The organism is Streptomyces sp. CNP082 (assembly GCF_059570535.1).
In genome coordinates, this window is record NZ_JCANSZ010000052.1 from 25,303 (window position 1) to 51,200 (window position 25,898).

The window sequence follows — 25,898 nt, forward strand, 5'->3', positions numbered from 1 at the left end:
CCGCCCGGCCGTGGTCACTCGTGCGCGATGGCCGCCAGGACATTGAGCCGGGACGCCCGCAGCGCCGGGAGCAGGGCGGCCAGCAGGCCGACCAGCACCGACCCGATCACGACGGCGAGCTGCATCGTCCAGTCGATCGCGAAGGCGCGCATGCCCTCCAGCGCCAGCACCTCGTGCACGCCCGCGCCCCACGCCAGGCCCAGCACCAGGCCGAGCAGCGCGCCGAACACGGCGATCACGACGGACTCCAGCCGGATCATCCGCCGGGTCTGGCGTCTGGACAGCCCGATGGCGCGCAGCAGGCCGATCTCCCGGGTCCGCTCCACCACCGACAGCGCCAGCGTGTTCACCACACCCAGCACCGCGATGACGATCGCCAGCCCCAGCAGCGCGAAGACCAGATAGAGCAGGACGACGATCTGCTCGCGTATCAGCTCCTTGAAGTCGGCCTGGTCGCGGACCTTGACCTGCGGGAAGTCCTCAAGCCCGCGCTCCAGCGACGACCGCAGCCTGTCGACGTCGGTGCCGCCGGCGGCGTTGACGAACACGACCGCCTCCTGGCCGCCGGGCAGGTACTCCTCCAGGGTCTCCATCCCCAGGAAGAACCCGCCCGCCGCGCCGAACCCGCCGCTGGTCTCCTGCTTGGTGAGCGCGCCGACGGTCAGCTCCGCCTTCTTGCCGTTGAGGAACTGCACCTGGAGCGTGCTGCCGAGACGAATGCCGTGGTCGCGCGCGAACTGCCGCTGCAGGCCCACGTGCCCGGGCGCGAGCGCGGCGCCGGTGTCCCCCGCGGCATACTCCAGCCGGCTGACCTGGTCCAGCTCCTTGTCGAAGGCTCCGGCGCTGGTGCTGGTCTTCTCGCCGTCGGGCAGGGTCACCCGCAGCGGCGCGAACCGCTGGCGGACGACGAGGCCCACGCCGTCCGCCTCCTTGACCCGCTCGGTGACCTCGCGGGGGAACGGGCCGAAGTTGTCGCTCTGCACGAGGAAGTCGGCGCCCAGCGTCCGGTCGATCTCCTCGTCGAAGGACTTCGTCATCGAGGCGGCGGCCACCGACATGCCGCCGACCAGGGCCAGGCCCACCATCAGGGCCACGGCCGTCGCACCGGTGCGCCGCGGGTTGCGCAGCGCGTTGCGCTGGCTGAGGGCGCCCACGGAGCCGAAGATCCGCGGGAACCAGCCGCCCAGCACCCGGATCACCGGCCGCACCAGCAGCGGCCCGGCCGCCACCACGGCGAGCATCGTCAGCACCACGCCGCCCACCAGGTAGACGGCGGAGTCCCGGGTCCGGTCGGCCGTGGCGCACAGGTAGAACGACACCGCCCCGAGGACCCCGAGGACCGAGCCGAGCACCGCCCGCACCCGCATCGGCCGGCCGACCTCCGAGATCTCCAGATCGGCGAGCGCGGCCATGGGGGAGACCCGCGCCGCGCGCCGGGCCGGCAGATACGCCGCGACGAACGTGACGCCCACGCCCACCGCGTACGCGAAGACCGGAGTGACCCAGCTCACCACCATCTCGGCCGCGTCCAGGTTCATGCCCAGCAGGCCCATGGTCTCGATGAGCCCCGCGGCCAGGCCGATGCCGCTGAGCAGCCCGAGCGTGGAGCCCACCAGCCCGAGCAGCAGGGCCTCGGTGAGGACCGAGCGGCGGACCTGCCGCCGGTCCGCGCCCAGCGCGCGCATCAGGCCCAGCTCGCGGGTGCGCTGCGCGATGAGCATCGAGAACGTGTTGACGATCAGGAAGATGCCCACCAGCACGGCGATCCCCGCGAAGCCGAGCATCACGTACTTGATGATGTCGAGGAACGTGCCCAGCTCCTCCGCCGCCGACTTCGCCTGCTCGTCGGCGGTCTGCACGGTGTACTTCCCGTCGAGCGCCTGCTTGACGCGCTTCTTCAGCTCGGCGTCCGACACCCCCGGTGCCGCGTCCACGGACACCGAGGTGGCCAGTGCGATGTCCTTGAGCTCGGGGTTCTCCAGCAACTGGCGCTGCGCGGCAGCCGTGTCGAGATAGACCACCGTCGCGCCCGGGTTGGTGGTGGTGAACTTCGCGATGCCGACGACCTCGACCTTGAACGCGCCGGGCTGCGCGAGGACGTTGAGCGTGTCGCCGATCTCGACGTGCTTGCGGTCGGCGGTGTCCTTGTCGAGCAGCGCCTCGCCGGCGCCGTCCGGCTCGCGGCCGTCCGACAGCTCCACCGGGCTGCGCTCGGAGACGTACCAGTTGCTGGCGATCGTCGGGGGGCCGGTGGTCCGGCCGAGCGGCTCGTTCTCCGCGTCGGTGACGGTGAGGTTCTCCACCTCGACGTCGAGGTGGACGTCCTGCACCCCCGGCACCTTCGCCACGTCCTCGCCGACCGACGCGGGCAGCGTCGGCACCAGCCCGGAGGAGAAGCCGTGGTTCTGCTCGAACGCCTCCTTCGGGGAGACCGCGACGTCGGCGGCCGTGGAGGCGAAGAGCCGGTCGAACGTGCGGCTGACGGTGTCGGAGAAGATGAGGCTGCCGGAGACGAACGCCACCGACAGCACCACGGCCAGCGCCGACAGCAGCAGCCGCCCCTTGTGCGCGAAGAAGCTGCGCAGAGTCGCCTTGAGCACGCCGCCTCAGCTCTTCCCGATGCCGTCGAAGCGCTTCATGCGCTCCAGCACCGCCTCGGCCGTAGGCTGCGGCATCTCGTCCACGATCCGGCCGTCGGCCAGGAAGAGGACCAGGTCGGAGTGGGCGGCGGCACCCGGGTCGTGGGTGACCATCACCACCGTCTGCGCCAACTGGTCCACCGCCTCCCGCAGGAAGCCCAGCACCTCGAGGCCGGAGCGCGAGTCGAGGTTGCCCGTCGGCTCGTCGGCGAAGATCAGCTCGGGCCGGGAGGCCAGCGCCCGCGCGCACGCGACCCGCTGCTGCTGGCCGCCGGAGAGCTGCGAGGGCCGGTGGCCGAGCCGGTCGCGCAGGCCGAGCGTGCCGATCACCCGGTCCAGCCACTCGGGCTCGGGGCTGCGGCCGGCGATGTCCATCGGCAACGTGATGTTCTCCAGGGCGTTCAGCGTGGGCAGCAGGTTGAACGACTGGAACATGAACCCGATCCGGTCGCGGCGCAGCCTTGTCAGCTCCCGCTCGCCCAGGCCGGTGATCTCCGTGTCGCCCAGCCAGACCCGCCCCGAGGTCACCGTGTCGAGCCCGGCGAGACAGTGCATCAGCGTGGACTTGCCCGATCCCGACGGGCCCATGACCGCCGTGAAGCGGGCGCTCTGGATCTCCACGTCCACCGCGTCGAGCGCCACGACCGCGGTCTCGCCGCTGCCGTACGTCTTCGTCAGCCCGTCGGCCCGGGCCGCGACCCCGGCCGGTGGTCCCGCGTCGCGTCTGTCGATTGCCGCCGGTGTGGACAATGCCGTTCCCCCATCGGGCCGTGATCCGGGCGCTGGGCGCGCGTTCGTGTCTCCCCGCCGTGCGCCGTGCGTGCCCGCGGGGACCTGCCAGGCCGCGCGATCGATCAGAGCGCGCCGCCTGCCAGCGAGACTAGGCCGCCGCGGAACCCCGCGCATCCCTCCCGGGTGGCACCTGTGGATAACCCGCTACTCCCGCGGGAGGACCGCCTGCTCCTGTCCGCGGCGCAGCGGTGGTCAGCCTCGGAGCGCAGTGCCCAGGACGTGGTACGAGGCCGGGGTGGGAGGGCCCTTCTCCGGCATCCGCACCCGCCGGAAGGCGCCGAGCTCGAAGCCGGCGGCGGTCAGCTCGCCGAGCACGTCGCGGCCGGAGTGGCAGCCGCCGAGCAGCAGCGGCCACACCGTGCGGTCCGCCGCCCGCTGCACCGCCCGCATCACCCGCCCCTCGGCCCGCCCGTGCTCGTAGAACCGCAGTTCCCCGCCCGGCCGCAGCACCCGGCGCACCTCGGCGAGCGCCTGCGGCACGTCGGCGACCGAGCACAGCACCAGCGAGGCGACGGCGGCGTCGCACGACCCGCTTTCGAGCGGCAGCGCCTCCGCCGTCCCCGGCATCACGTCCACCGGCACGTCCGCGCGCAGCGCCGCCGCCGCGGCGAGCTGCCGCAGGTGGCGCTCCGGCTCGATCGCCACCACCTCCGAGACCGCGGCCGGGTAGTGCGCGAAGTTCAGCCCGTTGCCCGCGCCGATCTCGACGACCCGGCCGGAGAGGCCGGTCAGGAGTTCCCTGCGCAGCTCGGCGACGCCGCCGCGCTCGTCGGCGGTGACGCTGAGGCGGGCGTAGAAGCGCGCGAAGTACGGGTGGTGCACGGTGTCCTTCGCGGCGCGCGGCGGTGACGGCATACCGGCCTCCAGAAGAGCGGGGTCAGTGCGATTGTCTCCTCTCGTACCCGGCCGGGGCCTGCCGGGCGCGGAACTCGTCCGCGTCCCAGTGCCCGCCGAGGGCGGGCGCCAGCCACCCCGGCGCCGCCGCGCCGAACGCCTCGGGACCGTACCCGCCGACGCCCTCCGGCACGGCGCCCAGCAGCGGCACCCGCGCCGTGGCCGGCAGGTCCGCCAGGTTGCACCGGGCCGCCAGGTCCGGCGCCGCCGGCCAACTGCCCACCACCGCGCCCGGGCATGCCAGGCCGCGGCGGCGCAGCGCCTCGGTGGTCAGCTCGGTGGCGTTGAGCGTGCCGAGCCCGGCGGTGGCCACGACCAGCACCGGCGCCGCCACCAGCCGGGCCACCTCCGCCAGCGTGCCGCCCGCGTCGTCCAGCCGCACCAGCAGCCCGCCCGCGCCCTCCACGAGCACCAGGTCGTAGTCGTGCCCCAGCTTCTCCACCATCCCCGCCGCGTCCGCCGCCGTCAGCGGCGGCAGCCCCGCGCGGCGGGCCGCCGTCGCGGGCGCCAGCGGCTCGGGGAAGCGGGCCAGCTCCACGGCCTGTATGCCCGGAACCAGGCGCGCCGCCTCGGCCGCGTCGCCGGGCTCGTCGGGCGCCACCCCGGTCTGCGCCGGCTTGAGCACGGCCACCGAGCGGCCCCGCGCCATCGCCGCGGCGGCCACGGCTGCGGTGACGATCGTCTTGCCCACCCCGGTCGACGTGCCGGTGACCACGAGCACACTGCTCATCGCGTCGCCCCCTCCCGCCGGTCAGCCGGCCGCCGCCGCGGCGCGCACGGCGGTGCAGATGCGTGCGATGTCGGCGTCCCCTGTCACGTACGGCGGCATGGTGTAGATCAGATCCCGGAACGGCCGCAGCCACACCCCCGCTCCGACCGCGGCCCGGGTGGCGGCGGACAGGTCCGCGTGGTGGTCGAGCTGTACGACGCCGATGGCGCCCAGGACCCGTACGTCCACCACACCCGGCAGCTCCGCCGCCCCGGCCAGCCCCTCCCGCAGTCCGCTCTCGATGCGCTTGACGTCCTGCTGCCAGCCGCCGTCGGCCAGCAGGTCGAGCGAGGCCAGGGCGACGGCCGAGGCCAGCGGGTTGCCCATGAACGTCGGGCCGTGGGCGAGCACCGGAACCTCACCCGCCGAAAGGCCCTCCGCGATGCCGGGTGTGCACAGCGTCGCGGCCATCGACAGATAGCCGCCGGTCAGCGCCTTGCCGACGCACATCACGTCCGGCGCGACGCCCGCGTGGTCCGCGGCGAAGAACGCGCCGGTGCGGCCGAAGCCGGTGGCGATCTCGTCGAACACCAGCAGCACGCCGTGTGCGTCGCACGCCTCGCGCAGCACCCGCAGATAGCCGGGCGGGACGAAGCGCATGCCGCCCGCGCCCTGCACGACCGGCTCCACGATCACCGCGGCCAGCTCGTCCGCGTGCCGCGCCACCAGGCCGCGCAGCTCCCGCTCGTACGCCCCGTCCACCGGCGCGTCGAAGCCCGCGGGCGGCACCCCGGCGAACACCTGCTGCGGCAGCACGCCGGACCACAGTCCGTGCATGCCGCCTTCCGGGTCGCAGACCGACATCGGCTGCCAGGTGTCGCCGTGGTAGCCGCCGCGCCACGTCATCAGCCGGCGCTTGGCCGGCCGGCCGCGTGAACGCCAGTACTGCAGGCACATCTTGACCGCGACCTCGACCGACACCGAGCCCGAGTCGCTGAGGAACACGTGCCGCAGCGGCTCCGGCGTGACCTCCACCAGCCGCGCCGCGAGCCGCACCGCCGGCTCGTGGGTGAGCCCGCCGAACATCACGTGGCTCATCCGCTCCAACTGCCCGCGGGCGGCGGCGTCGAGTGCCGGGTGGCGGTAGCCGTGGATCGCCGACCACCACGACGACATCCCGTCGACCAGCTCGTCCACGCCCCACGCCGGCTCGGCCAGCCGCAGCCGTACGCCGTCGGCGGAGTCGACGACCAGCGGCTCCTGCCGGCCGGGCATGGGCCCGTACGGGTGCCAGACGTGCTCGCGGTCCAGGTCGAGCAGGCGCCGGGGCGGCAGCGGCTCAGGCATTGGGCGGCAGCTCCGTGCCGGCTCCGCGGCGGCGTACGGCGACGAGGTCCGTACGCGCCGCCTGCGCCGCCCGCGCCGGCCCGGCCGCGGGCGCGGCGGCCGGTGCGGTCCCGTCGTCCGGCACCGGCGCCTGGGCCCGGTGCGGCGGCAGCGTCGTCGTCCCCGCCTCCTCCACCTCGAACCCGGCGTCCGCGATCATCTCCAGGTCCGCCTTGCCCGCCTGCCCCTCGCTGGTCAGGTAGTCGCCCAGGAAGACCGAGTTGGCCAGATGCAGGGCGAGCGGCTGCAGCGTGCGCAGGTGGATCTCCCGGCCGGCGGCCAGCCGTACCTCCACGTCCGGGCAGACGAACCGCACCATGGCGAGGATCTTCAGACAGCGCTGCGGCGTGAGGGCCCACTCCCCGGCCAGCGGGGTGCCCTCGAACGGGATCAGGAAGTTCACCGGCACCGAGTCCGGGTCCAGCGCGCGCAGCGCGAAGACCACGTCCACCAGGTCCTCGTCGCTCTCGCCCATCCCCGCGATGAGCCCGGAGCACGCCGACAGCCCGGCAGCCTGCGCCTGTTGCACGGTCTCCACCCGGTCGGTGAAGCCGTGCGTGGTGCAGATGTCCGCGTAGGTCGCCTCTGAGGTGTTGAGGTTGTGGTTGTACGCGTCCGCGCCCGCCGTCTTCAGCCGCTCCGCCTGGCCGTCGGAGAGCAGCCCGAGGCAGGCGCACACCTCCACGTCCGCGTGCCGCTCCTTGATGGCGGCGATGGTCTCCGAGACCCGGTCGACGTCCCGGTCCGTGGGCCCGCGCCCGCTGGCGACCAGGCAGACCCGCTTGGCGCCGCCCGCCACCCCGGCCGCCGCGGCCTCGGCCGCCTGGTCGGCCTTCAGCCACGTGTACTTGAGGACCCCCGCCTCGGAGCCCAGTCGCTGCGAGCAGTACGAACAGTCCTCGGGGCACAGCCCCGACTTGAGATTGACCAGGTAGTTGAGCTTCACCCGGCGGCCGAAGAACTCCCGGCGCACCTTCCCGGCCGCGGCGACGACGTCGAGCACGTCCTCGTCCGGGGTGCGCAGCACGGCCAGGGCCTCGTCACGGGTGGGCGCCTCGCGCCGCAGCCCCTTGTCCACCAGCGTCGAAAGCAGGTCCATGGCGCCGATCCTCGCCCACCGCACCCGTCCGGGCCAATGGGGTACCGCACAACCGCCGTCCACGTCTTCTGTGCTCATCGCCACACCACCGCGCGCCCGCGCACGCACTACGGTGCACAAACAGACCGCCGAGCCGAGGAACCGCATGCCCCGACACGCCTTCGACTGGATCGACGCGCAGGCCGAGGAGCGGCGGCGCGCCGGTCTCGTACGCACCCTGCGCCCCCGTGCGCACGACGCCCGGCTGCTGGACCTGTGCGGCAACGACTACCTCGGCCTCGCCCGCCACACCGAGGTCACCGCCGCCGCGGCGGAGGCGGCCCGCCGCTGGGGCGCGGGCGCCACCGGCTCCCGGCTCGTCAGCGGCAGCACCGCACTGCACGCGGAGCTGGAGGCCGAACTCGCCGCCTTCTGCGGCTTCGAGGCCGCGCTCGTCTTCTCTTCCGGTTACGCCGCAAACCTCGCCGCCGTCACCGCTTTGAGCGATCGCGGCACCCTCGTGGTCTCGGACGCGGGCAACCACGCCTCCCTCATCGACGGCTGCCGGCTCTCCCGGGCCGACGTCGCCGTCGTGCCGCACGCCGACGCCGACGCGGTGGCCAAGGCGCTCGACGGCTTCGCCGGGCACGCGCTGGCGGTCTCCGACGGCGTCTTCTCCGTCGACGGCGATGCCGCGGACCTGCCCGGACTCGCGGCGGTCTGCCGCGCGTACGGGGCCGGGCTGCTGGTGGACGACGCGCACGGGCTCGGCGTGCTCGGGGCCGGCGGGCGCGGCTCGCCGCACGCGGCGGGCCTGGCGGGCGCGGATGACGTCGTCGCCACCGTCACGCTGTCGAAGGCGCTGGGCAGCCAGGGCGGCGCGGTGCTGGGCCCGGCGCGCGTGATCGCGCACCTGGTCAACACCGCGCGCACGTTCATCTTCGACACCGGCCTGGCTCCGGCCGCCGCGGGCGCCGCCCTCGCCGCGCTGCGCCTGCTGCGCCGCGAGCCGCAGCGGGCGGCGGCGGCCCGGCAGGCGGCGGCGGCGCTGCACGGCGGGGTGACGGCCGCCGGGCTGACGGCCGTACGCCCCGACGCCGCGGTGGTGTCGGTGCGGGCTCCAGCGCCCGAGGCGGCCGTGGCGTGGGCGGCGGCGTGCCGCGAGGCGGGCGTGGCGGTCGGCTGCTTCCGCCCGCCGTCGGTGCCCGACGGCATCTCGCGGCTGCGCCTGACCGCCCGCGCGGACCTGACGGAACAGCAGGTGGCCACCGCGGTCGACACCGTCGTCCGCACGGCGCCCGCAGACCCGGTGAGCGCGCGTTAGGCGTACGCCACCCGCGCGCCTCCGGCGAACTCGCCGTCCTTGACCGCCGCGACGAACGCCTGCCACGCCTCGGCCCGGAACAGCAGCGCCGGCCCCTCCACGTGGGTGGAGTCCCGCACGGCGAGCAGCCCGGCGGATTCCGGCCCCACGGGATGGGCCGCCTCGACGCAGTTGTTCGCCCCCGTGCTGTGCGAACTGCGCCGCCAGTGAAGGCCGTCGAGTGCCGTACTGGAGGAGACGTACCGAGGCATGGGCGTCATGGTGCCTCCCTTGCACCCGCGCCGAGCGCGGCTATGAACGACATGGACTCCTCGTGCGAAAGGGCGCTTGCCTGCAGCGAAGCAAAGGCAGTCACATACGCCCGTAAGTCTTCTTTCCTTTCTAGGTGAAGGCTACTCATCAAATGGTCGACAACGACCACGTCGAGATCAGAACTGCGCGAATAGGAGAAGATAACGAAAGGCCCGGTCAGGCCGACGTGCTCACCGGCGGAAAAGGGCAGGATCTGGACGCGTACGTGCGGAAGCATGCCCATCCGCCGCAAGTGCCGCAACTGCTCCGCCATCACGCCCGGCCCGCCCACGTGCCGCCGCAGCACCGCCTCGTCGAGCACCGCGTGCAGGTGCAGCGGGCGCGCGGAACGCAACACCGCCTGCCGGGCTATCCGCACCTCCACCAGCGACTCCACCTCGCGCGCCGCCGCGCCGGCGACCGCCGCCCGGGTCACCGCCAGCGCGTACCGCCGCGTCTGCAGCAGCCCCGGGACCACCGACGTCTCCAGCGTGCGCACCGCGGACGCCTCCGCCTCCAGGCTGATGAAGTCGCGGTACGCGGGCGGCAGCAACTCGCGGTACTCGCTCCACCAGCGGTCCTCGCGACCGCCGCGCGGGGCCGTGGCCAGCGTCTCCAGCAGCGTCCGCAGCCCGGGGTCGGTGACCCCGTACGCGTCCAGCAGCCGCGCGACGTCGGCGGCCTTGGCCGCCGACGTGCCCGTCTCTATCCGGCTGATCTTCGATTGGTGCCAGCCGACCAGCTCCGCCGCCTTCCCGCTGGTCAGCCCGGCCCTGCCGCGCAGCCGGCGCAGCTCCGTGCCCAGCTTGGCGCGGCGTACCGCCGGCTCATTGCGCATGACGCCCCTCCCGGCCCGCTCGGCCGAACGCGTAACAACTGGCCAGTCTGCCGTCCAAATACAGTCTCTCGCGGCAGAGTTCACCGCTTCGAGCGACAGATATATGCATAACGTGGTGGAGGGATCGCGCTGTGGGCACGATCGATGGCACCGTGGCGCGAACAACAACCTGAAGCGGTCCTCGACTTCACCGGGCACGCGTCGGAGTCCGGCACGCGCGTGCGAAAGGGACGGCGTCGCAATGGCAGACCAGCAGGAAGCAACCATCACGCTGCCGAGTGAGGCTGCTTCGGTCACGCGTGCGCGTAAATATGTCACTGACATTCTCGGGAAATGGGGACAGCCGGAAGGCACGGATGCGTCGGACACCGTCCGGCTCGTCGTCTCCGAGCTGGCCGCGAACGCCGTCCAGCACACCGCCGGCCGGTCGCCGACGTTCACCGTGCGGATGCTGCTCGTACGGGAGCAGTTGCGCGTCGGCGTCAGCGACAGCCACCCGCGCTGGCCGCGCCGGCTGCCGGCCGCCGTCCAGCAGGACAACGGGCGGGGACTGGTCATCATCCGGTGCCTGGTCGCGGAGTCGGGCGGGCGGCTGTCCGTGACCCCGGCGGAGGACGGCGGCAAGACGGTGTGGATCGCCCTGCCCTGGCAGGCGGCCCGGGTGTTCTGAATCACCCGCCCCGGGCCGCGCCCGCGGACCCCGCTGGTCCACCCTGGAGACATGACAGACCAGCCCATCAGCCACGAGGACGTCCACGCCGCCGCACAGCGCATCGCGGGAGGCGTCCGCCCGGTCGCCGTCGCGCCCGCGGGAGCCGAGGTGGCACCGGACGCCCAGGTGTGGTTCGCACTCGAGTTCCTCCAGCACACCGGCTCCTTCAAGGCGCGCGGCGCCCTGAACTTCACCGCCGCCCACGCCGCCGCCGGCACCATGCCGGACGCCGGCGTGCTCATCGCCTCCGGCGGCAACGCCGGCCTCGCCTGTGCCTGGGCCGCCGCCCGCCACGGTGTCCCCGCGCACGTCTTCCTGCCCGCCACCGCGCCCGAGTTCAAGGTCGAGCGGCTGCGCGGCCTCGGCGCCGACGTACGGCTGACGGGCCGCACGTACGGCGAGGCGCTGGCCGCGTCCCGCGCGATGGCCGCGGAGACCGGTGCACTCGCCTCGCACGCCTACGACCACCCGCTGATCTCCGCCGGCGCCGGGACGCTCCTGCCGGAGATCGCCGCGGCGGTGCCCGGCGGCATCGACACCGTCGTGGTCGCGGTCGGCGGCGGCGGGCTGTACGCGGGGGTGGCGGCAGCCGCCGCGCGGCAGGGGATCGGGGTCGTCGCCGTCGAGCCGGAGAACTGCCGGGCGCTCAACGCCGCGCTGGCGGCCGGCGAGGTGGTGGACGTCCCGGTCGACTCCGTCGCCGCGGACTCCCTGGGCGCGTCCCGTACCTCGCGTGACGCGCTGGCCTGGGCGCAGCGGCCGGGCACCACCTCCGTGCTCGTCGCCGACGCCGACATCACGGCGGCGCGGCGGCGGCTGTGGGAGGAGCACCGGCTCGTCGTCGAGCACGCCGCGGGCACGGCGCTCGCGGCCCTGACCACGGGCGCGTACAAGCCGCGGGCGGGAGAGCGGGTGGCCGTCGTCCTGTGCGGCGCGAACACCGACCCGGGCACGTACTGACGCCGGGCTCAGCCCCGCCGCTCGTCCCGCCTCGCCGGGTCCCGTTTGGCGGCGTCCTGCTCCGCTGGGTCCTGCCTCGCGGTGTCCTGCCCTGCGGTGTCCTGCCTCGCCGCGCGCGCGGCGAGGCCCCTGCTCAGGCCCCACGGCAGCACCGCCCAGAGCGCCGCGATGAACGCCAGCACCGACGCGCCCGCCGCGAGCCCCGCCGCGCGCCCCAGGACGACGTCCACCACGAGCAGCACAGCGCCGGACAGCGCGAACGCCAGCACGCCAAGACCCGCCGCCGCCAGCCGCGAGGAGACGTCGACGACACGCCGTTTCGCCTGGCGCCGGAACAGCCCGCGGTGCACCGCCGCGGGGGCGGTGAGCAGCACCGCCGCGGCCACGGACAGCAGCAGCGTCGTCACGTAGGTCCCGCGCTGGAGCCCGTCCAGCTCGGTGAAGCGCTCGGTGAAGGCGAGGGTCAGCAGGAAGGCGAAGAGGATCTGTACGCCCGTCTGCGTCACCCGCAGCTCCTGGAGCAGTTCCACGAAGTTGCGGTCGGCCCGCTCCAGCGGGGTCTCGCGGCGCGCGTACGGAGCGAGCGCCGCCGCCTCCGCCGCAGGCGCGCCCACCGGCGTCGGCGCGCCGCGCCCGTCCTCGTTCCGGTCTCGCTCCATGCCCTTCCCGGGTTGCCCGATCCGCCCGCCCTACTCCTCGTCTACCACCAGCAGCGCCTCCGCGCCCACCGGCCGGAACCCGGCGGCCAGAAACGCCCGTACGCTCGCCGCGTTGCCCGGCGCCACCTGCGCCCACAGCGGTTCGCCCGGCGGCACCAGATGCCGGGCCGCCGTCGCCAGGTGCCGCCCGAGACCGCGCCCCCGGGCGCCCGGCTCCACCTCGACGGCGACCTCCCAGCGCCCGGCGACGCCGCGGCCGAGGAGCACGGTGGCGCTGGGGACGGTCCAGGCGCGTACGTCGTCGCGGTGGCGCAGGGCGCGGCGCAGCCGCGGGTGGGTGCCGTCGGTGTCGGGGGCGAGGGGGAGCGGCGGCGGGCCGGGCAGGGGATCGGCGACCAGGAGGGCGTCGACGTTGTTCACGGAGCGGCCGAGGCGGGCGGTCAGGGCGCCGAGGAACGGCGGGTTGAGAGGCGCGGACAGGTCGTCCGCCGGCAGCAGGGTGCGTATCCACGCCGGGTCGGCGTCGGCGAAGACGACGTGGCAGCCGGTGAAGGCGATGACGCCCGCGTCCCGGGGCGAGGGCTGCGGGAGCACGGTGAGCGCGCCGTCCGGCGGCGGGAAGCCGCCGCGGGCGGCGGCGGCCAGCAGCGCGGCGAGCCGGCCGCCGTCCGGCCCGCCCGTTCCGTACGCGAGCGTCGTCGTGGACACGGGATCACCGGGCTGCGGACACATGGCGGCTGCTCCTGGGGGCGCGGCGGGCGGAACGTGGCCAACCTACCCGCCCACGCCACCCGCCCGCGCTCCCGTCACGGCGCCCCGTCGGGCTCCCGCGGTCCCGGCGGCACCGCCACCAGCCGGCTGCGCCGCTCCCCGTCGAGCACCCGCAGGGCGCGCGCCATCGTCGCGGCGTGGATCCGGGTCTCCCGCCGCTCGTGCATCAGCGCCAGCGCGTCGCGCAGCCCGACCGCGGTGGCAACGAGCGCCTGGGCGGCCCGCAACCCCGCGTACGTGTCCGCGCCGCGCGCCGGGTTGATCCGGCCCAACTGGTCGACGGCCTCCAGATAGCGGTCGATCACCTCCGCCTCCGCGCGCGTGAGCGCGGGCAGCGGCGGCAGTTCGGGGGGCAGCACGGTCCGTCACCTCCCGTAGTGCGGCGTGCCCGTGCCCTTGCGGCTCTCGGTCAGCCGGTCGGCCAGCCCGTACGCGATGGCCGCCCGGGCGTCGAGGATCTTGTCGCGCTCGATGTCCTCACGGATCTGCTCGATCGGTGTCCCCGAGTGCTTGGCGAGCAGCTCCTCCAGCAGTGCGCGATGCCGCAACAGCTCCCGTGCGTGGATCTCCAGGTCGGTCGCCTGCCCGCGCACCGGCTCCGCGAACGACGGCTGGTGGATGAGCACCCGCGCCCCGGGCAGCACGTACCGCTTGCCGGGGGTGCCCGCGGCCAGCAGCACGGCGGCGGCGGAGGCCGCCTGCCCGAGGCAGACGGTCTCGATGTCGCTGGTGACGAACTGCATGGTGTCGTAGATGGCGGTCATCGCCGTGAACGAGCCGCCGGGCGAGTTGATGTACAGCGAGATGTCCTGGTCGGGTGCTGCGTGCTCCAGATGCATGAGCTGGGCCATCACGTCGTTCGCCGACGTGTCGTCGACCTGGGTGCCGAGGAAGACGATCCGCTCCTCCAGCAGCTTCGAGTACGGATCCTGCGTGCGCACCCCGCTGCTCGTCCGCTCGGTGAACTCCGGCAGTACGTAGCGCGCCGTGGGGGTGTCCATAGCCGTCAGCACCTCTCCCTCTCGCCTGCATGGTCTTCCGTGCAAAATGTACAGGACGTACATCCGGTTATGCTGGGAGCATGGCGTATGAAATTCCGGTGACGCAAGCTCGCGCAGAACTGGCCGACCTGATCAACCGCGTGGTCTACGGCGGCGAGCGGGTCGTGGTCACGCGCCACGGCCGGCCCCTCGTGGCCCTCGTCTCCGCTGCCGACCTGGAAAAACTCGACGATCTGGAGAACGCGCCGGCCGAGGAGCAGGTGATCACCACGGTCTCCGGGGTGCGCCCTGTCCACCCCGCCGGATCTGCCACGGGCGAACGCCGCTTCGGCATCGCAGCCGAACACCGCACCCCCGGCTCCCGCCTGAGCAGCGAGGGACCCTCGCAGCCCTCCGCCTAGCCGCGGCCTGGGCACTGTCCGGCGGATCTTGTGGCTGCCTGCCTCTGCGGCGCGCCTTCCAGCGGTATGGCCCTGTGGACGATCTCGCGGTGCCCTCCCGCGTCGACTCACCGATGGGCGGGGCGGCGACGGGGCCGTCCACCAAAGTGGACAGCCCCAGGGGCACAGGGCCTGGCCGAGACGCGCGACCGCCGGGCCGGGCTTGGTCAGGGAGCGAGCACGACCGTCTTGCCGGGCAGCCGCCCGGCGCCGGCGTCCTCGTGTACGGCAGCCAGCTCTGCTACCGGGCGGCGCCCGGCGACGTGGAGCCGGAGCTTGCCGGCGTCCACCTTGCCGACCAGTTCGGCCAGTTGCGCTCCGTCGCTGCGGACCCACAGGCTCGCGCTGCGTACCCCCCGGGCGGAATCCTCGGGAATCGGGCCGGCCGTGCTCGCGGCGACCCCGCTGTCAGCGACGTAGGCCGTCAGCTGTGCGAGTTCCTCCGGTGAGACGCGCACGTGGTTCACCACGACGTGGAACGGACCGCCCAGGGCGCCGGGGCCCGCGGCGAGGTCGAGGGGGCCGGCGACCCGGTGCGCGCCGTAACGCCGAAGGCGGTCGGCATGCTGTGACGCGTCCACCGCGGTCACCTGCGCTCCCGCGTCAACGGCGAGCTGCACCACGAGGCTGCCCACCGCGCCCCCTGCCCCGTTGACCAGGACGGACTGACCGGACCTCAGTTCGGCGAGCTCAAATGCCGTCTGCCAGGCAGCCAGGCCGGTCAGCGGCAGCGCAGCGGCGTCGACCAGCTCGATCGTCCGGGGCGCCGGGGCCAGGGACTCGGCCGGGGCGAGCACGTATTCGGCGGCGCCGCCGGCGGAGTCGAGGGGCAGCATCGCCACGACACGGTCGCCGACGGCCAGGCCCGTCACGTCCGCGCCGAGTGCTTCGACGGTGCCTGCCAGGTCGATCCCCGGCACGTAGGGGAGAGAGATCGGGATCATCTCGGCCAGGACGCCGGCGCGGATGTGGTCGTCGACCGGGTTGAACGACGTGGCCGCCACCCGCACCAGTACCTGCCCGGCGCCGGGAACCGGACGGTCGACGTCCTCGTAGCGGAGGACCTCGCTGCTGCCGAATTCGTGGAAACGTACTGCCTTCATGGCTCTTTCCTCCAGGATGTACTGACGCTGTCACCAAGGGGTGAGGCGATCGGGCGGGAACGAGAAGCACGTCAAGGTGCTCAGGTCAGCTGCACCGACCGGGTGGAGTTGCCCATCACCATGCGGTCGATGGCACTCACGGCGCTGCCGGGGTCGTCGGCGGCACCGACGGCGACCAGCAGCGGGACGAAGTGCTCGGCCGTCGGGTGGGCGATAGCGGCGCCGGGTGCCTTGTCGCGGTAGTCGGCAAGTGCGTCGGCGTCGCCCCGGGCGAGGGCGTCGACAGCCCACTGGTCAAAGAGCGGGGTACCGGCAGCGGTCGCGGATATCGCGACCGGGGCCTGTTCCCAGTGGGCCGAGATGACGACGACCGCCCGGGGTTTGGGCATCGACTGGGCCCATTCGAAGAGGTCGCCCAGCCACTGCGGGTCGAGGGTGAACGGGGCCCCGTGGCTGACGAAAAGGCCAGGCAGAGGACCGTCCGACGGGTTCCACACCTGCTGCCGGCGCGCCTGTGGCAGAACCCGGGCCAGAAGGTCGTCGTACGCCGCGGCCGGAGCAGGGGATGGAACGGGGGAAGCCGGGCCGTCCGGGGAGGCCAGGCCGCTCATGGGGATCATTGAAATGGACTCCTTCACATGCCCAGGCAAGTGCTGTGACTTGCTCAGGCAAGTGAAAGGTAGCTGATGATGACTTGCCTGGGCAAGTGATGTGGCTTGCTCAGGCAAGTGATGCGACTTGCCCGGGCAAGTATGATGGGGCTCATGGACACCCAGTCATCCTGGCTCGACGACGACCAGCAGGACCTGTGGCAGGCGCTCCTCACCGTCGTCATCGCCCTGCCGGCGGCCCTCGACCGTCAGATGCAGCGGCAGTCGGGTATCTCCAACTTCGAGTACGGGGTTCTGGCCCGGCTCTCCATGGCCGACGAGACCACGATGCGACTCAGCGACCTGGCCCGGGACTGCGACAGCACCCAGCCCCGCCTGTCGAAGGTGATGGACCGCTTTGAAGCCCGCGACTGGGTCGCCCGCCGACCCGATCCCGGAGACGGCCGATACACCCTCGCCACCCTGACGGACGCAGGCCGGCAGAAGCTCGTCGAGAGCGCACCGGAACACGTCGCACAGGTCAAACGGCTGGTCTTCGATCCGCTCACCGCCGCCCAGCGCCGCCACCTCGGGACCGCACTTACCCGCATAGCAGCCACCGTGCGCCGGGAACTCGAAGAAGGCTGAGTGCCGTCCTCAGTCGGGGCCTTCCGTCCGGTCGTGCCGCACCGCCGACGCCCTGGCCGGGCTTGCTGGCGGCCGAGGAGGGCGACGCCGAGCCTGCCGTGGCGCAGCCTTGCCACGCGCTTCAGAGGTGAGCGGCGTCGTCCGGTGCGTCACAGGTGACCAGTCCGTGGACGGTCTCCATGGCTTGGGATGCCCTGGGGTATCCGAGGTAGATGGCCAGGAGCGCCATCAGTGCGGTGAGCGCCTCGTGGTTCAGGCCGTGCTCCTTGGCCAGCCGCAGGTGGGTGACCAGACGGTCTCCCGTGACTCCTTGGGCGGTCAGAGAGGCGATGACCGCAATATCGCGGTCGCGGGGGGTGAGAGCCGGGTTATCCCACGCCGCCCCGCCGGCCGCCTGCAATTGCTCTTCAGCGAACGGCAACCCGACCCGTACGGCGAAGGCGGCGGGTACGTCCTGCTCGGGCACGTCGAAGATCTCGGCGTAGACCGAGAGGCCGCGCTCTCTTCGTCCAAAGGGTTCCGATGCCACGGCGTCGTCTGCGCCCGGCTCGATGCGTGTGCTCATGCGGTGGGATTCCTTCAACTGGCCTGGGTACCACGTGGTGGGGCGTTCTGGAGGTGCGCCGAGGTCTCAAGCCGTGGGGGCTGCGTCGTAGAAGGCCCGGGCAGCCGAGCTGATCCACTCGGGCCGCTCCCAGGTCTTCCAGCGGGCGCGGGCGTCCACATCGATCGCGGCCGCCGCCTCTTCGGCCGGGAGTCCCTCGGCCTTCAGACGACCGGCTTGGTCACGGACGCACCGCAAGAACTCGCGGACTTCGCCGATCAGCGAGACATCGGTGACCTCGCCGTGCCCGGGGACAACGACCTCGGGGCCGAGGGCGATGAGCTCGTCGAGCACGCTGATCCAGCGGATCGGGTCGACGTCGGTGTCGTGCGGCGGGAAGTACGGCGTGATCGGAAAGATCCGGGTCTCGACGAGGTCGCCTGCGAACAGCACCCGGCCGTCGACCAGCACGACCTGGTCGGAAGCGGTGTGGGCCGGGCCCACTGTGCGCAGCACCGCCGTGCGGCCACCCAGGTCGATCTCGGCTTCACCGTCGTAGACCAGGTCGGGGTCGACGAGTTCGGCACCTTCGAGTATGTCGGCGATGTTCGTCCCCAAGCCGCGGAACATGCCGAGGTAGCCGGAGCCCTTGCGGTGGAGTTCCTCGCGCTGCCCGCGGTTGTAGACGATCGTCGTGGCACCCTTGAACGCCTGCGCTCCGAAGCCGTGCTCGGGGTGGAAGTGCGTGACCGTCAGGTACAGATGCCGATCGCCTGCGAGGCGCCGGGCCTGCTCCAGGACGTAGGCGCCATTGGCCGCGCCCATGCCTGTGTCGATGACCAGGACAGCCTTCTCTCCGACAACGATGCCGACGTTGGGGACAAGCTCCACCCGCTGATCGGGGATCACGTAGACGCCGTCGGTGACCTGAACGGGTTCACCGCGCACGATCGGCGCCGGCCCAGTGCTCACATCGGGCGCACCCTGCACTGCCGGCTCGCCGTTCGAGGGGCCGGGTGAAGTTTCGGTGCCGGACATACCCGCACTCCAATCTAATCAGTGTTCAGATTCGACGCTGTCACCGTACCACGGATCTGACCACTGTTAAGATCTGGTTATGGCCAAGAGTCGATACCACCATGGAGAGCTGCGGAACGCCCTGCTGGACGCCGCAGAGGCGATGGTCAGCGAGCATGGAGTTACTGGCTGGTCATTGCGCGAAGCGTCGGCCCGCGTCGGCGTCAGCCCGAGCGCCGCCTACCACCACTTCGCCTCACGCGACGCACTCGTCACCGCGCTGTCGGTACGAGTGCTCGCGAGACTCGGGGAGCGCATGAGCAGCGCCGCCGCGCAGGCGGTCAGTACGGGCGGCGACGCCCAGCAGCCGATCGTCGCGGCAGGCTGCGCCTACGTGCGCTGGGCCATGGAAGCCCCGGCGATAGCCCGCCTGGCGTTCGGATTCGGGGCCGCCCAGGACCCGGAAGAAGCTATTACGCCGCATCCGCACGACGTCATCGAGGCCGAGCTCGACCGGCTCGTCGACACCGGTGCCTTCGCCCCTGCGGCCCGCCCGGGAGCTGAGTTCGCTGTCTGGGCGGCAATGCACGGGCTCGCCACCCTCCTCGCCGACGGGCTCATGATCCTCGACAGTCCTGAGACTGCCGGCCTCCAGACCGAACGCCTCCTGCGGGCCGTCATCACCGGCCTGCCGCACGAGACCACCCCCGCCCAGGGCTGGCCGACAGCGCGCTCTCCGCATACCGAGCGCCGGACCAGAGGACAAGGCGACAGCGCCGTGGACGAGTCGTCGGCAGGCACGGCGGCGCAGCAGCGATAACACCCCGGTGCGAGGCCAGCGAGTGACACCGACCCGTCCCGGCGTCGGGCGCCTTGATGGAGTTCGGGCTTGAGGGAGGCGTGCTAGCCCGCGTACGAGCCCGTCACCGCGTCATGGTCGCCACCCGGGTGGACGCCCACCGTGCTCTCCCGGGCTCTGAGGGCGAAGTCGGCGACGACTTGGCGGGCCGGGGCGGTCGGCGCCCTCGATGCGTTCCATGAGCATGGAGACCGCGCTGCGGGCGATAGTCCGCTTGTCCGGCGCGATGCTGGGCAGCGGCGACGTGGAAAGGCGGGCAGCCTCGATGTCGTCTACGCCGATGACGGCGACATCGTCCGGCACCCGTACGCCGCTGGAGGCCCAGGGTGCGCAGGGTGGCCAGGGCCGTGCGGTCGTTGAAGCAGAAGGCGGCGTCCGCCGGGGCAGGCAGCGGGAGCAGGTGGTCTACTGCGTCGGCGACATCCTGGGGGGCGTTCAGCCCGTGGTGGACCTGCAGCGCCGGGTCGGGCTCGATGCCGGCGGCGGTGAGGGCGGAGCGGTAGCCGTCGAGCCGTCGCCGCGGCTCGGGCGGGGTGTGGGCGTGCCGCCCGAGCCGCGGGCCGATCAGCGCGATCCGCTGGACGAACGCGGTCTTCTCCCAGAGGGAGCAGGCGGAGGTGCACCCTGGCGGACGCACTCTTCTACGCGGGTGTCTTCCACACCCTGCACCGCACCTGCGCGCTGCCCGTGCCGATGGCCAACACGGTCAACCTGGTCAACGCGACCGGTGACAGCCGCGGACCGGACGGCACGTTCGCCACCCGTCCCGGCGTCGTGGCCGACCTCGACGCGAACGCCTCGCGGTCGGCCGACGGCTGCAATCTCCACCTCGCGGTCGTCAACCGTCACCGCGACAGAGCGCCGTCGGCCCGCCTCATCCGCGACGGCGACCCCGGCGGCCTTCCCGCCGTGGCCGAGGTCCGCGACCTGGGCGCGGACCTGGGCGACGTGCTGGCCGCCAACACCCTGAGTGAGCCGGACCGCGTCGCGGTGCGCCACCGCCGCGCAGTGAAGACCCCGGACGGCTGCTACACGTTCCCGGCGCACTCGATCACGGTGCTCGCCTATGACCTGACGTAACGCCCGTCATCTCACCACCGCCGTCACGAGGCCGTGGCGCCGGCCGGTCCCTGCGCCCGGCCCGGAACCGGGCCGCACGGCCGCGCGCTCAGCCGTTGGCACCCGGCCGGCCGGACAGGGGTCTGCCGGGAGCGAGTGCCTCCGCCTCGCGGCAGGCCGCCGCAGGGGCCGGCCCGTGCCGGGGCGCGCTCGCGGTGCGACCCTGGACAAGGAGGGTCTCATTGGCCGCGACCGGCCATGGAGGGCAGGCATGGAATCCAGTGACCAGGGCCGGGCGCCGGACCCGTCCGCAGCGTCCTCGGGCTCCTGGGCGGATCGTGCCGACGGCGGAAGCGGAGAGTGGCAGTCCGGTCGCTCTCTGGTGGGACAGTTCATGGCCCGGTCCCCGGTCGGCATGGCCGTCCTGGACACCGACCTGCGCTATGTCTGGATCAATGACGCCTTGGAGCAGCTCGGGGGTGTGCCCCGTGAAGAGCGGCTGGGCAAGCGTCTGGGTGATGTGCTGCCACGGCTTGACGCGGACGCCATCGAGTCGGTCATGCGGGAGGTGATGGAGACCGGGCGGCCCGCGGTCGATGTCGAGTACCACGGTCGCACGCGCGCTGACCCGGACCGGGAGCACGCGTACTCCACGTCCTTCTTCCGGCTGGAGGACGACTCGGGCGTCGTCCGGGGGGTGTGCTACATGGTCCTTGATGTCACCGACCGGTGGCGCGCCCTGGAGCGTGTCGACCTGCTGAGCAGAGCGGGAGCGTGGACGGCCAGGACTCTCGACGTCTTCCGCCTCGCCGAGGGCCTGGCCGAGGTCTGTGTTCCGGACCTGGCCGATCTGATCACCGTGGACCTGCTCGACTCCGTCCTGCAGGGCGAGTCGCCTGACAGGGTGCTGTCCGGGGGCCAGCGGCTGCGGCGGGTCGCTGTCCGCAGCGCCGACGGCAGCATCCCGGAGGGGGTCGCAGAGGTCGGGCGTCCGGTGCAGTTCCCGCCGGGTTCACCGGGTGCACGCTGCCTGGCTGGTGGAACCCCGCACACAGGGGCTGTGTCCGGGCAGGAGTGCGCCGGCTGGATCGCCGCCGATACCCAGCTCGGCCCGGCCGCACCGGACTTCGGCCCGTGCGCGCTGATGCAGGTTCCGGTGCGGACGCGGGGCTCTGTGGTGGGGATGGCGACCCTGCTCCGTTGCGCCCCGCGCGAGGCGTTCGACGAGGATGACCTCCTCGTCGCCGACGAGATCGTCGGACGGGTCGCGCTCGGCGTCGAGAACGCCCGCCAGTTCACCCGCGAACGCAACACCGCGCTGGCGTTGCAGCGCTTCCTGCTGCCGCGCCGGATCGCGGCGAAGACGACGGCCGAGGTGGCGACCCGCTATCTGCCTTCGGGCGGAGGCGTGGGGGGCGACTGGTTCGACGTCATCGCGCTCTCCGGGGCCCGGGTCGCCTTGGTGATCGGTGATGTGGTCGGACACGGCATCAACGCGGCGGCCTCGATGGGCCGGCTGCGCACCGCCGTACGCACCCTTGCCGACCTCGACCTGCCGCCCGAGGAGGTCCTGGCCCATCTCGACGACCTCATGCTGGGGCTCATCGCCGAGGAATCCCAGGAAGACCGCGTACAGGAACCCTCGGAACTCGGCGCGACGTGCCTGTACGCGGTCTACGATCCGGTGGCCCGCACGTGTGCCATGGCGCGGGCGGGTCATCCACCGCCCGTCGTCGTCGGCCCCGACCGGTCGGTGGTCTTCCCCGATCTCCCCTCGGGCCCGCCGCTCGGTCTGGGAGGCCTGCCGTTCGAGTCCGCGGAGATCGAGCTGCCGGAGGGGAGCCTGCTCGCCCTGTACACCGACGGCTTGTACGAGGTCCGTGGACAGGACCCGGACGTCGGTCTGGAGCGGCTCTGCGCGGCCCTGGCAAATCCTGACCGGCCTTTGGACGACATGTGCGGTGAGGCGCTGGGCCCGCTGGACGTCCAGCGGCCGGACGACGACGTGGCCCTGCTGATCGCCCGCGTCCACGGGCTCGACGCGGACCGGGTAGCCTCCTGCGACGTACCCTTGGACCCGGCGGCCGTGTCCAGCGCCCGTGCCTTCGCCAAGCGGTGTCTTGAAGCCTGGGACCTGGGCGACATCGTTTTCACCACGGAACTTCTGGTGAGCGAGCTGGTCACCAACGCCATCCGCTACGCCTCGGGCCCCATCCGCCTGCGGCTGATCTGCGAATCTGTCCTGACCTGCGAGGTTTTCGACACAAGCAGTGTTTCGCCGCGGCTGCGGCATGCCCGGACCCTGGACGAGGACGGGCGTGGCCTGCTCCTCGTGGCGCAACTGTCGCGACGCTGGGGCACGCGCTACACCCCGGACGGCAAGATCATCTGGGCGGAGCAGGAGTTCCCGTAGGCCAAGTCCGTCCGTGCAGCGAAACCGGCCGAGTGAAGGCTCGGTCTAGAGCCGTATCGGCAGCACAGTCGCCGGCGACAGAGGCAACCTCAGCGGCCTCTCCCTCGTGGGCTCCCTGTGCCGCCACAACTCCACCGGCTGCCGAACTGATCGCCGGGTGAGGTGCCGCTGGTGGCTGTAGGGGAGGGCCACCGGCGACGGCTTGGTCGTGCCCGGAGTGGCGGGGGCGTTCCGCGGGTAGGTGACCGCTGGCATCGGGCGGGTCTGCGAGGGGAGCGGATGACGTCCTCCGCAGGCGACGGCGACAACGGCGCGCTGCCGCAGCCGGATGGCGCCAGGACGGTGGATGACCTGGTGTCCCGGTTGCGGGAGTTACGCGCCTGGGCAGGTGTGTCGGAGCGCGAGGTGCACCGGCGGGTCTGCCGCGCGCGAGCCGATCGCCGGGTGCCCGAGGTGCCTGCCTTCGACACTGTGCACCGGTGCTTCCAGCCGGGCCGCCGACGGCTCGACGCGGACTTGCTGGCCGACGTGGCCGAGGCACTGATGGTCGGGGGAGCCGCCCGGTGGCGGGCGGCCTACGCGCGGGTGGTCGGCGGGTCGGCTGACGCCGGGGTGGTCACGGTGGCGGGTACGCCGCCCGACGACTTGCCCGGGTTCACCGGTCGTGCGGCCGAGTTGGCCGCGTTGCTGGCGCCGAGCGTGGCCCCGCGGGTGACGGTCGTGGAGGGCATGGCGGGGATCGGCAAGACCACCCTGGCCGTGCGTGCCGTTCACCTGCTGCTGCGGCGCGAACGGTTCGGCGCGGTGCTCTGGGTCAACCTCCGCGGGCACGCTCCCGACCTGCCGCCGGTCGCCCCGGAGGAAGTGCTCGAAGGGTTCCTGCGGCGGCTGGGGATGTCCGCCGACCGCATCCGGCTGCTGGACGCGGCCGGATGCGTACGGGAGTTCCGCCGCCGGGCCGCCCGGCTGCGGACCCTGGTGGTGCTGGACGACGCGGGATCGGCGGCGCAGGTGGCGCCGCTGCTGCTCGGAGAGGGCTGCCGGACCCTGGTCACCAGCCGCCATCGGCTGACCGGACTGACCGGCGCCGAGCGGCTGCCCCTTGAGGTGTTCAGCCCTCGCGAGTCGCTGGACCTGCTGCGCAGGACCGCAGGCGCGGAGCGTGTAGATGCTGACCCGGCGACCGCCGCGCTGATCGCCGGCTCGGTCGGCCACCTACCGCTGGCGCTCGGGGTGGTGGCCGGGCGGATCCGGGACCGGTTCGGCTGGACCCTCGCCGACCACCTGGAACTCCTCACCGGGCAGCGGACCCGGCTGCGCTGCGAGGACAGCGTCGAGCTGGCGCTCCGGCTTTCCTACGAGAGCCTGGCGCCGGCCTGCCAGCGACTGTTCCGGCTGCTGGCCTGCCACCCGGGCCCCGATGTGGACTCCTGGACCGCCGCCGCGCTCACCGGGACCGACCGGTCGGCTGCCGCGGCCGGGCTTGCCGCCCTGCACGCCGCCCACCTCCTGCGCCAACCGACACCCGGGCGATACGAGTTCCACGACCTGGTACGCGTCTACGCGACGGCTCGTGCCCACGACGAGGAACCGGCGCGGACCCGAAGGGCCTCGTTCGACCGGCTGTTGGCCTACCACCGGCACGCCGCTGCGCGGGCGATGGATGTTCTGGCGCCCTACGAGCGCCACCGCCGTCCGGCGCCTGGCCCCGGTGGCCCAGACCTGCCCCCGCTGCCCGATCGACGGGCCGCCGCGGTATGGATGGATAGCGAACGGGACGGCCTGCTCGCCGCCGCCGTAGCCGAACGGAGTGGCGCGCAGCGAGGCGGCGCGCAAAGGGTCGGCGCCGGTCACGTAGGAGTGCTCTCCGGGCTGCTTGCCCGGTACCTCGACACCGCCGGCCACTATCCGGAGGCCGAGGCGCTGCACGGCCTGGCCGCCCAGGACCCGGACCCCGCCACCCGGGCCGTCGCGCTGGCCCGACTCGGCGCGGTGCACTGGCGGTTGGGCCGCTTCCCTCGGGCCGAGGCCCGCTTCCGACAGGCGCTGAGGGGTTTCCGCACACTGGGCGACCGGGCGGGCGAGGGCTGGGCACTGGGCAACCTCGGCGAAGTGCTTCAGCACCAAGGCCGATACCGAGAGGCCCGCCATCACTACACGGCGGCGCTGGCCATCGCCCGGGAGCTGGCCGCGTCGCACGGCGGGCGGGAACGGCTGGGTGCGCACGGGGTGCTGTATGAGCCACTGGGCCGGTTCGCGGAGACGTTCGAGACCGGCGCCGAGATTCTGGCCATGAACCAGGAGATCCTGACGGTCGCGCGGACGGTGGGCGATCGGGTCAGCGAGGCCAACGTGCTGGGCAGCATCGGCTCCATCGAACGGCACACCGGGCGTTACCCGGCGGCTCTGACCGCCATCCACCAGGCGCTTGAGGTGGTCCGGGAGATCGGCCACCGCAACGCCGAAGTGACGCTGCTCAACGAGCTGGGCACAACACTGCGGGTCTCCAGCGGGGCTGCGCAGGCCCAGCAGGCGTTGGAATGTCACCGGCTCGCCGCCGACCATGCCGCGGAACTGGGCGACCGGTACCAGCAGGCGCGGGCCCTGGAGGAGACCGGCCACTGCCACCGGCTGCTGGCCCAGCCGGACGCGGCCCGCGCCTTTTGGCAACGGGCCCTGGAACTGTTCGGCGAACTCGGCACCCCCGAGGCCGCCGCGCTTGGCACGCTGCTGTCCGAGGAAGCCAGCACGACCGCAGCGGGACCCCGTCATCCTGACGCCGACGATCATCTCCCGCTGCCGAAGACGAACCTGAGCACGGCGGTGACGACCTCCCCTGCGCCAACAGAGCAGATCCGACAGTCCCCGATCCGGCTCGCACCGACTCGAAGATCTTTACGGGACACGACCTAGGTTGTGTCCGCAATGTCAGGGGAGCCAGAGTTGTAGGCAGGCGATGGTGACCAGGGCTTCGTAGTGGCGGGCTCGTTTGTCGTAGCGGGTGGCCAGGGCCTTGTTGTGCTTGAGCTTGTTGAAGCAGCGTTCGACGAGGTTGCGGCGGCGGTAGGTGGCCCGGTCGAGGCGGCAAAGGCTCTCACCTCGGCGGACACGGCCGTTGATCTGGTCGATCCGCTCCGGAATCACTGCCTTGATGCCTCGCCTGCGCAGGTA

The 25,898-nt window shown here is 72.8% G+C and carries 26 protein-coding genes and 2 pseudogenes; 9 read left to right on the forward strand and 19 right to left on the reverse strand.

Annotated elements, in window-relative coordinates; translation table 11 throughout:
- Positions 1–14: 14 nt before the first annotated feature.
- The 6 genes from B124_RS29885 to bioB form a co-directional block, all read right to left on the reverse strand.
- A complete protein-coding gene (locus tag B124_RS29885) occupies positions 15–2,600 on the reverse strand; it encodes an FtsX-like permease family protein (protein ID WP_496506108.1) in 2,586 nt (861 codons plus the stop codon).
- A gap of 6 nt (positions 2,601–2,606) precedes the next feature.
- Positions 2,607–3,389 (reverse strand): ABC transporter ATP-binding protein, encoded by a 783-nt coding sequence (locus tag B124_RS29890; protein ID WP_496506109.1) that lies wholly within the window; start codon positions 3,387–3,389, stop codon positions 2,607–2,609.
- Between the two features lie 234 nt (positions 3,390–3,623).
- On the reverse strand, positions 3,624–4,286 hold the full coding sequence (locus B124_RS29895) for a class I SAM-dependent methyltransferase (RefSeq protein WP_496506110.1): 663 nt from the start codon (positions 4,284–4,286) through the stop codon (positions 3,624–3,626).
- A 22-nt stretch (positions 4,287–4,308) separates the two neighbouring features.
- Entirely contained in the window at positions 4,309–5,055 is a 747-nt protein-coding gene (bioD, locus tag B124_RS29900; protein WP_496506111.1) for a dethiobiotin synthase, read from the reverse strand.
- Between the two features lie 21 nt (positions 5,056–5,076).
- Positions 5,077–6,381, reverse strand: coding sequence for an adenosylmethionine--8-amino-7-oxononanoate transaminase (locus B124_RS29905; protein WP_496506112.1), 1,305 nt, complete (start codon positions 6,379–6,381; stop codon positions 5,077–5,079).
- Positions 6,374–7,519, reverse strand: coding sequence for a biotin synthase BioB (gene bioB, locus B124_RS29910; RefSeq protein WP_496506113.1), 1,146 nt, complete (start codon positions 7,517–7,519; stop codon positions 6,374–6,376). Before bioB ends, B124_RS29905 begins: the two co-directional genes overlap by 8 nt.
- A 145-nt stretch (positions 7,520–7,664) precedes the next feature.
- On the opposite strand from bioB, the gene B124_RS29915 reads away from it, so the two are divergent.
- Positions 7,665–8,822: an 8-amino-7-oxononanoate synthase gene (locus B124_RS29915; RefSeq protein ID WP_496506114.1), complete on the forward strand. Its 1,158-nt coding sequence runs from the start codon at positions 7,665–7,667 to the stop codon at positions 8,820–8,822.
- Here the strand turns inward: B124_RS29915 and B124_RS29920 are convergent.
- On the reverse strand, positions 8,819–9,082 hold the full coding sequence (locus tag B124_RS29920; RefSeq protein ID WP_496506115.1) for a DUF397 domain-containing protein: 264 nt from the start codon (positions 9,080–9,082) through the stop codon (positions 8,819–8,821). The two genes, B124_RS29915 and B124_RS29920, sit on opposite strands and share 4 nt — an antisense overlap.
- Positions 9,079–9,951: a helix-turn-helix domain-containing protein gene (locus B124_RS29925; RefSeq protein WP_496506116.1), complete on the reverse strand. Its 873-nt coding sequence runs from the start codon at positions 9,949–9,951 to the stop codon at positions 9,079–9,081. Before B124_RS29925 ends, B124_RS29920 begins: the two co-directional genes overlap by 4 nt.
- Before the next feature lie 241 nt (positions 9,952–10,192).
- Between B124_RS29925 and B124_RS29930 the strand changes: the two genes are divergently transcribed.
- Together B124_RS29930 and B124_RS29935 are read left to right on the forward strand one after the other, a co-directional pair.
- The gene (locus B124_RS29930) at positions 10,193–10,621 is read left to right on the forward strand and encodes an ATP-binding protein (RefSeq protein WP_496506117.1); all 429 of its coding nucleotides are present in this window, start codon (positions 10,193–10,195) and stop codon (positions 10,619–10,621) included.
- A gap of 51 nt (positions 10,622–10,672) precedes the next feature.
- Positions 10,673–11,623 (forward strand): serine/threonine dehydratase, encoded by a 951-nt coding sequence (locus B124_RS29935; protein ID WP_496506118.1) that lies wholly within the window; start codon positions 10,673–10,675, stop codon positions 11,621–11,623.
- A gap of 8 nt (positions 11,624–11,631) precedes the next feature.
- Here B124_RS29935 and B124_RS29940 read toward each other — a convergent pair whose 3' ends face one another.
- From B124_RS29940 to B124_RS29955, 4 genes are all read right to left on the reverse strand, one after another.
- Entirely contained in the window at positions 11,632–12,282 is a 651-nt protein-coding gene (locus tag B124_RS29940) for a DUF6328 family protein (protein ID WP_496506119.1), read from the reverse strand.
- A 30-nt stretch (positions 12,283–12,312) separates the two neighbouring features.
- A complete protein-coding gene (locus tag B124_RS29945) occupies positions 12,313–12,990 on the reverse strand; it encodes a GNAT family N-acetyltransferase (protein WP_496506120.1) in 678 nt (225 codons plus the stop codon).
- A 98-nt stretch (positions 12,991–13,088) separates the two neighbouring features.
- Positions 13,089–13,412 (reverse strand): hypothetical protein, encoded by a 324-nt coding sequence (locus tag B124_RS29950; protein ID WP_496506121.1) that lies wholly within the window; start codon positions 13,410–13,412, stop codon positions 13,089–13,091.
- Positions 13,413–13,418: 6 nt separating this feature from the next.
- Positions 13,419–14,054 carry an ATP-dependent Clp protease proteolytic subunit gene (locus B124_RS29955; RefSeq protein WP_496506122.1) on the reverse strand — a complete coding sequence of 212 codons (636 nt, stop codon included), beginning with the start codon at positions 14,052–14,054 and terminating at the stop codon, positions 13,419–13,421.
- Positions 14,055–14,134: 80 nt separating this feature from the next.
- Between B124_RS29955 and B124_RS29960 the strand changes: the two genes are divergently transcribed.
- Positions 14,135–14,455, forward strand: a complete 321-nt coding sequence (locus B124_RS29960) for a type II toxin-antitoxin system Phd/YefM family antitoxin (RefSeq protein WP_496506123.1) — start codon at positions 14,135–14,137, stop codon at positions 14,453–14,455.
- Between the two features lie 206 nt (positions 14,456–14,661).
- Here the strand turns inward: B124_RS29960 and B124_RS29965 are convergent, their stop codons facing one another.
- On the reverse strand, positions 14,662–15,597 hold the full coding sequence (locus tag B124_RS29965) for an NADP-dependent oxidoreductase (protein ID WP_496506124.1): 936 nt from the start codon (positions 15,595–15,597) through the stop codon (positions 14,662–14,664).
- An 80-nt stretch (positions 15,598–15,677) separates the two neighbouring features.
- Positions 15,678–16,217, reverse strand: coding sequence for a class III extradiol ring-cleavage dioxygenase family protein (locus B124_RS29970; protein WP_496506125.1), 540 nt, complete (start codon positions 16,215–16,217; stop codon positions 15,678–15,680).
- A gap of 144 nt (positions 16,218–16,361) precedes the next feature.
- Here B124_RS29970 and B124_RS29975 point away from each other — a divergent pair, with 144 nt between their 5' ends.
- The gene (locus B124_RS29975; RefSeq protein ID WP_496506126.1) at positions 16,362–16,835 is read left to right on the forward strand and encodes a MarR family winged helix-turn-helix transcriptional regulator; all 474 of its coding nucleotides are present in this window, start codon (positions 16,362–16,364) and stop codon (positions 16,833–16,835) included.
- A 121-nt stretch (positions 16,836–16,956) separates the two neighbouring features.
- Here B124_RS29975 and B124_RS29980 read toward each other — a convergent pair whose 3' ends face one another.
- Both B124_RS29980 and B124_RS29985 read right to left on the reverse strand, forming a co-directional pair.
- Complete coding sequence (locus B124_RS29980; protein WP_496506127.1) at positions 16,957–17,400, reverse strand: carboxymuconolactone decarboxylase family protein; 444 nt, start codon at positions 17,398–17,400, stop codon at positions 16,957–16,959.
- A gap of 66 nt (positions 17,401–17,466) precedes the next feature.
- Complete coding sequence (locus B124_RS29985) at positions 17,467–18,351, reverse strand: MBL fold metallo-hydrolase (RefSeq protein WP_496506128.1); 885 nt, start codon at positions 18,349–18,351, stop codon at positions 17,467–17,469.
- Positions 18,352–18,496: 145 nt separating this feature from the next.
- Between B124_RS29985 and B124_RS29990 the strand changes: the two genes are divergently transcribed.
- A complete protein-coding gene (locus tag B124_RS29990; protein ID WP_496506129.1) occupies positions 18,497–19,216 on the forward strand; it encodes a TetR/AcrR family transcriptional regulator in 720 nt (239 codons plus the stop codon).
- A gap of 111 nt (positions 19,217–19,327) precedes the next feature.
- On the opposite strand, the gene B124_RS29995 is transcribed toward B124_RS29990, so the two are convergent.
- Both B124_RS29995 and B124_RS30000 read right to left on the reverse strand, forming a co-directional pair.
- The gene (locus B124_RS29995) at positions 19,328–19,558 is read right to left on the reverse strand and encodes a substrate-binding domain-containing protein (RefSeq protein ID WP_496506135.1); all 231 of its coding nucleotides are present in this window, start codon (positions 19,556–19,558) and stop codon (positions 19,328–19,330) included.
- Positions 19,559–19,580: 22 nt separating this feature from the next.
- Positions 19,581–19,892 (reverse strand): annotated as a pseudogene (locus B124_RS30000) (hypothetical protein); the annotation flags it as partial.
- 56 nt (positions 19,893–19,948) lie between these two features.
- Here B124_RS30000 and B124_RS30005 point away from each other — a divergent pair.
- From B124_RS30005 to B124_RS30015, 3 genes are all read left to right on the forward strand, one after another.
- Positions 19,949–20,335 carry a hypothetical protein gene (locus B124_RS30005; RefSeq protein WP_496506130.1) on the forward strand — a complete coding sequence of 129 codons (387 nt, stop codon included), beginning with the start codon at positions 19,949–19,951 and terminating at the stop codon, positions 20,333–20,335.
- A gap of 250 nt (positions 20,336–20,585) precedes the next feature.
- Entirely contained in the window at positions 20,586–22,727 is a 2,142-nt protein-coding gene (locus tag B124_RS30010; protein WP_496506131.1) for a SpoIIE family protein phosphatase, read from the forward strand.
- Between the two features lie 279 nt (positions 22,728–23,006).
- A complete protein-coding gene (locus tag B124_RS30015) occupies positions 23,007–25,640 on the forward strand; it encodes a tetratricopeptide repeat protein (protein WP_496506132.1) in 2,634 nt (877 codons plus the stop codon).
- 15 nt (positions 25,641–25,655) lie between these two features.
- Here the strand turns inward: B124_RS30015 and B124_RS30020 are convergent.
- A pseudogene (locus B124_RS30020) lies at positions 25,656–25,898 on the reverse strand (IS5/IS1182 family transposase); the annotation flags it as partial.